The organism is Treponema primitia ZAS-1, from assembly GCF_000297095.1.
Classification (GTDB): Bacteria; Spirochaetota; Spirochaetia; order Treponematales; family Breznakiellaceae; genus Termitinema; species Termitinema primitia_A.
The window spans coordinates 1-6,413 of the sequence record NZ_AEEA01000047.1; the positions used below are offsets into that span (position 1 = coordinate 1).

The following is a 6,413-nucleotide window of genomic DNA, read 5'->3' on the forward strand; positions in this document are numbered from 1 at the left end:
CTGGACTGCCGCAGAAGCGGCCTTTGAGGGGGTATTAAACCTGGACCCCAGTGACGGACCGGCCCAATTGTTCCTGGAACGGGCGCGGGCCTTCCGGCAAAAACCGCCTGCAGCGGACTGGGACGGGGTGTTTAATTTAAGCGAGAAGTAGGGCCCTACTCCCGTGACAAGCGGTAAAGAAGCAATAGAACTTATAAAGAAAAACCGTTATAATATGGTATTTATGGACCACACGATGCCCAAAATGGACCCCAAAAAAATTTCACTAACCCTGCGTTTTACGCTTTTTTTTATCATCTTTGTGCTTGCCGTAGCCGCGATCATTATTACCGCCTCCGTCCAGCAGATGAAGGACGCCGCAAAAATGACCAGCGCCCGGCTGGGGTTTCCCATTGTAAAGCGGGCCGCCGCGCAGATTGACGGCGACGCCTTCGAAAGGCTCTGTAAAACCCTGGACGCCCGGGACCCTTTCTACGAGGAGACCCGGCTTAAACTTTTGGCGATTAGAGAAGAAACCCAATGTCTCTACCTCTACACCATGGCGCCGAAACGGATGGACGGGGAACGAGGCCGGGGAAAGGGAAAGATATATCAATTCATTGTTGACGGCGGAAATCCGGAGGAGGAAGGGTTTTCCCCCCTTGGCGCCGAAGAAGATACCAGCTCCTATGATATCGCCTTTCAGTTGACCTGGGATACAAAATTGCCCCAGTTCGGAACCCTGGAGATACAGAGCCAGTGGGGCTACACGGTAGGGACCTATATGCCTATCTTAAATTCCGCCGGGGATGTTGTCGGTATTATCGGATGCGATTTTGAAGCGGAATCGATTTTTAAGTCCATTCTGGCCCGGATCAAACAACAGGCTGCCCTTTCTGCGGTCTTAATCCTTCTTGGTTTTTTTATCTATCTATTTTTGCTTAAGGGGGTAACGGCTTATAACCGGAATCTTCTGGAGTTGAGCAGGAAAGCGGAGGCCGCTTCGGAATCGAAAAGTGCATTTCTTGCCAAAACAAGCCATGAGATCCGTACCCCCATGAATGCGATCATCGGCATGGCGGATATTTTACTGCGCCGGGAACTGCCCCGGGAAAGCCATGACGATGTGGAAAGTATTAAAAAGGCGGGGATGAATCTACTCTCCATCATTAATGATATTCTTGATTTTTCAAAAATAGAATCGGGTAAGCTTGATATTGTAAGCAACGATTATACACCGGCCTCGATGATCAATGATTGTATCAACATTATCCGCCCCCGCCTTAAAGACTCCCCTGCTTTATTCACGGCCCAGGTTGACAGCATTCTGCCCCAAACACTTTCAGGCGACGCCACCCGTATCAGGCAGGTGCTTTTGAATCTTCTTTCCAATGCGGTTAAATACACCAAGGAAGGAACCATCACTTTGACGGTTACCGCCCCGCCCCTTCCTGACACTGCGGACTCAGTTTTATTAACCATGATGGTTGCCGACACCGGCCAGGGCATACAGATCGAAGATATGGATAAGCTGTTCGGAGATTTCCAGCAGGTAGACCTTAAGCGGAACCAGGGTATTGAGGGAACCGGCCTGGGGCTTGCCATAAGCCGCAGCCTCTGCCGCCTCATGGGCGGGGATATTACGGTCAGCTCGGTTTACGGTAAAGGCAGTGTTTTTACCGCCGCCATACCCCAGAAGCTTGTGGATGCCGCGCCCATGGCGGAGATAGACCAGCCGGGGAAAAGCCTTGTCCGCTTTACGGCGCCAACCGCAAAAATCCTCATCGTGGATGATATTGTTACCAATTTAAATGTAGCCCAAGGTTTGCTTGCCCCGTATCAAATGGATATCACCACCTGTACCAGCGGGGAAGAGGCGGTCAAGCTGGTTACAGAAAAAGACTACGATCTGATACTCATGGATCACATGATGCCCGGTATAGACGGCATAGAAGCCACTGCATTAATCCGGGCCTGGGAAGGCAAACAGCACCTGCCGGAGGGATCGAAGCATATCCCAATCATAGCTTTGACCGCCAACGCAATTTCCGGCATGAAGGAAATGTTTCTGGAGAAGGGCCTTGACGATTATCTTTCCAAGCCCATCGAAATTTCCAAACTTGACTGGATAATGGCCAAATGGATACCTACGGAAAAACGGATAAGCGTCGAAACAGAAGCTGTTCCAATGGAACCATGCGCTGAAACGGCGCCGGATGTCCCGGACATAAAAATAGACGGGGTGGACACCGCAAAGGGTATAGCCATGACCGGCGGGACCGAAGCCGCCTACCGGAAGGTATTAAGCGCCTTTTATCAGGACGTTTTGGACAGGCTGCCCCTTTTTGCCGTCATTCCTGATCTGTCCTCCCTTTCCCTTTTTACCACCAATGTTCACGCCCTCAAGAGCGCCGCCGCCACCATCGGGGCCGCCACCGTATCCGCGGAAGCTGCGGAACTGGAGGCTGCGGGAAAGTCGGAGGACCTGGCGCGTATTATAATGGGCTTATCGGGATTTTACCGGGACCTCCAAAATCTGGCGGATGGTATAGGCCGGGTCTTGAATGATGATACCCTACAAAATCGGGACGACCCCGTGGGAACGGTTGCCGAATATCTTCCCCGGTTTACGGAGCTCAAGACAGCGCTGGAACAGGAAAATATCGGGACCGTGCACCGCCTCCTTGCGGAATTGGAAGCGGCGCCGCTTGATGGGAAAACCAGAGAGACACTGGCCGCTGTTTCCAACGCAGTTTTAATGAGCGAATTTCAGGAAGCAATTGAAAAGCTGATTGTAATCTGCCGGACATAAGGAAAAAAACAATTGAACAGATCGAATACAAAACAGGTATTTTTATGCACAGTAATGCTTTTGGCGGCCTTATCGGTTTTAAATGCCGAGCCCCGGGGGGCGGGCCCACTGTATATAGACTTAAAAACCTACCCCCTCTATGTAAAATCAGGTTTTTCCTCCGCCGATCTTTTGAGCAGACCCGATGTTTCTTCCGGAACATGGCGGGTAGTGGAAGCTGCCGCCGGCCCGGTGATGATACGGGATTTGGGGCTTCCGGATCTTCCCCGCCGTGTTTTCCTTTCTCCCTTTGGGGTTAAGGAAAGAGAATTTACCGTTCTTGTTCCCTTTAAGCCGGACGACAAAATCCTGACTGCCCTTGAGTCGAATACTATATCGGCGCCGGGTTTGTTTTTGGCCAGTATAGGCGATAACTGGGAGATTTACCTTAACGGTCACCTGGTAAAATCAGAAATGCATCTGAACCCTGCGGGCAATATTATTTTGCACCGCAGTATGCGGTGGGTTTTCTTTCCCCTGGATAAGGCCCTTTTAGTCCCGGGAGAAAATATTTTGGGCTTTAGAATTGTAGGAGACCCAACCTATAAATCCGTGGGGTTCTCCTATTCTTCCCCGTACTATATTGATGAGTATACCCGCATCGCCGATCGGTTTAGCGAATCCCTGACCCTTGCCCTGATTGGGGTGTATTTTTTCATGGGGCTCTATCATTTATTTATGTTTCTTATCCACAAAAAAGAATATTATAATCTGTCCTATGGCCTTTTTTCAGTGGTATTGGGTGTTTATTTCTCAATGCGTACCCATTTTATTTACCGCATTATTTCTAATACGGCTATTATATGGCGGGTAGAATATTTCTGCGTGTTCCTGGCGCTGCCCATTGCGGCTTTTTTCCTGGAAAGTCTTTGCCTGAAAAAAAAACTTATCGCCACCCGGATTTACGGCGTCATTTCCGCCCTGCTTGCGGTGCTCCAACTGCTGTTTTCCCAGGCATTTATGGACGATATTCTAAGGATATGGCAGGCAGTGGTCATACCGGCGGGTATACTTCTTATGGGTTTCTATTTTTGGTATTCCTTTGTAATTGCATACCGGGAGATAAAAGGGCAGTATACTGCCTCAGGGGGGATATCCTTTCCCAGGGCGGCGGCTAAAGTTTTTACCGACACCCCTATCGGCAGCTTGATAATAGGGGGCATGATAGGTATCGGCGCCGGCGTTTTTGATTTAATCGATTCTGCCTTTCTGCATTATGGGATTACCTTGACCCGTTACGGTTTTTTTGTGTTTACCACCGGTGCGGCATTGATCATGGCCCGCCGATTCGCCTCCTTGTACAATCAGCTAAACCTTACCAATAGGGATCTGGAACAGACAACCCAAACCCTGGAAAAACAGATAAAAGCTTTGACAGAAGCTGAACGGGCAACCCAGGCAAAAAGCGCCTTCCTCGCCAATACCAGCCACGAGATCCGCACCCCCATGAACGCTATCCTGGGGATGGCGGAACTGATACTGCGGAAAGATATTCCCCAGGATGTATACGAAGAAGCCCGGAGTATCAAACAGGCGGGATCAAACCTGCTTTCCATCATCAACGATATTCTGGACTTTTCTAAAATTGAATCGGGCAAGCTGGACATTGTGGAGGCCGACTATCAGTTGGGCTCGGTGATTAACGATGTGATCAGCATCATCCGTATCCGACTGAGCGAAAAACCCATACTGTTCACCGTGGATATTGACAGCAAACTGCCCGACCGCCTGGCAGGCGACGAAGTACGGGTGCGGCAGGTGTTGATGAACCTCCTCTCCAATGCGGTCAAGTATACCCAGAAGGGCCATATCATCCTTGCAGTCACCGGTGAGCAGCGGGAAGATCAGATCGTCCTGTCTATTTCGGTTACCGACACCGGCATCGGTATTAAACAGGAAGATATGGGCAAACTGTTCGGAGAGTTCCAGCAATTTGATACCCACCGGAACCAGGGCATTGAGGGAACCGGCCTTGGGCTTGCCATAAGCCGTAACCTCTGCCGCCTCATGGGCGGAGATATTGTGGTGGACAGCGCATACGGAAAGGGCAGCGTCTTTACCGCAACCATACTCCAACTGGTGCGGAGCAGCGAATCCCTGGCGGTGGTTGAGAACCCTGAGACAAAAGCGGCGCTGCTCTATGAAAGCCGGAGGGAATACGCCGATTCGATTGTCTATTCGATAAAGAATCTGGGACTCCCTGTAACAGCCGCCGGGGATATGGAGCAGCTTAGCCGGGAACTGAGGGCTTGTTCACTCCCCGGGAAGAAAGGGTATGCCTTTGCATTTGTATGCGCCGAGGCAGTAGAGACGGCGCAATCCATTATACAGGAATTATCCCTGCCCACAAAACTGGTACTCCTGGCAGCGCTCCAGGAAATATCCTCCTTCAAAAATATTCCCATTATCAGCATGCCCGCCTATGCCCTATCCATTGCCAATGTGATTAACGAAAAAACAGATACTCCCTATCATAAGGAAACCGTTGTACGCTTCATCGCCCCTGAGGCCCGGCTCCTCATCGTTGATGATATTGTTACTAACCTGAATGTAGCCAAGGGCCTCCTGAGTTTATATCAGACCGATATCACCACTGTAACAAGCGGAAAGGAAGCAATAGAACTGATAAAGAATAACCGCTATGATATGGTGCTGATGGACCATATGATGCCCGAAATGGACGGCATTGAAACGACTGCGGCAATCCGGGCTCTGGAAGGCGATTATTTTAAAAACCTTCCTATCATCGTCCTTACCGCAAATGCGGTAACCGGGATGAGGGAGATGTTTCTGCAAAAGGGCTTTAATGACTACTTCTCCAAGCCTATTGAGATATCCAAACTTGACGGGATGATGGCTAAATGGATACCCCCTGAAAAGCAGATAAAACCAAAGCCCGGAACCGATTCTGAACGAATCATGGAAACGACGGGTATAAAAATTGACGGGGTGGATACCGCCAGAGGCCTGGCCATGACCGGCGGGACTGAGGCGGGGTACCGAAAGGTGCTGGCCTCCTTCCGTAATGATGCCCTGGAACGGCTGCCCTTACTGGAACGTGTTCCCAATGAGCAGGAAATTTCCCTTTTTACCACCAGTGTACATGCCCTCAAGAGCGCCGCCGCCACCATCGGCGCCGCCGGAGTATCAGAGGAAGCCGCAGAACTGGAGGCGGCAGGAAAGGCGGGGGATCTGACCCGTATCGAAGAAGGGCTTCCCCCGTTCTACTGGAATCTAAAAGACCTGTCGGAACAGATAGGGCAGGTTCTGAACAAGGAAGAGTCCGCCGGGGCTGGTTCTATTGGACTTGGGTCTGAAGAAAGCAAGCGCTATCTGCCCTTGTTTGAAGAACTCGCCGAAGCCCTGAAACAGGAAGAGATTGGAACCATCCACCGCCTCCTTGTGGAACTGGAGGCGGCGCCATTTGACGGGAAAACACGGGAAGCCCTGGCGGCGGTTTCCAACGCAGTGTTAATGAGCGAGTTTCAAGAAGCAATCGAAAAGTTAGCGGCAATGCGCCAAACATAAAAAAGGACAGCCGGGACTTATCCACAGCATTCTTACGGAACTTGAAAATGCATTG

2 protein-coding genes are annotated in these 6,413 nt (G+C 50.6%); both read left to right on the plus strand.

The features are described 5' to 3' along the window. Nucleotides 1–244: 244 nt before the first annotated feature. Nucleotides 245–2,791: an ATP-binding protein gene (locus TPRIMZ1_RS0107830; RefSeq protein WP_100217026.1), complete on the plus strand. Its 2,547-nt coding sequence runs from the start codon at nt 245–247 to the stop codon at nt 2,789–2,791. Nucleotides 2,792–2,845: 54 nt separating this feature from the next. Then, nucleotides 2,846–6,358 (plus strand): ATP-binding protein, encoded by a 3,513-nt coding sequence (locus tag TPRIMZ1_RS0107835; RefSeq protein ID WP_010257426.1) that lies wholly within the window; start codon nt 2,846–2,848, stop codon nt 6,356–6,358. Nucleotides 6,359–6,413: the final 55 nt, after the last annotated feature.

Coding starts and splice junctions, on each gene's coding strand:
- TPRIMZ1_RS0107830 (WP_100217026.1), top strand. CDS start 245: ATGGACCCCAAAAAAATTTCACTAACCCTGCGTTTTACGCTTTTTTTT.
- TPRIMZ1_RS0107835 (WP_010257426.1), top strand. CDS start 2,846: ATGCTTTTGGCGGCCTTATCGGTTTTAAATGCCGAGCCCCGGGGGGCG.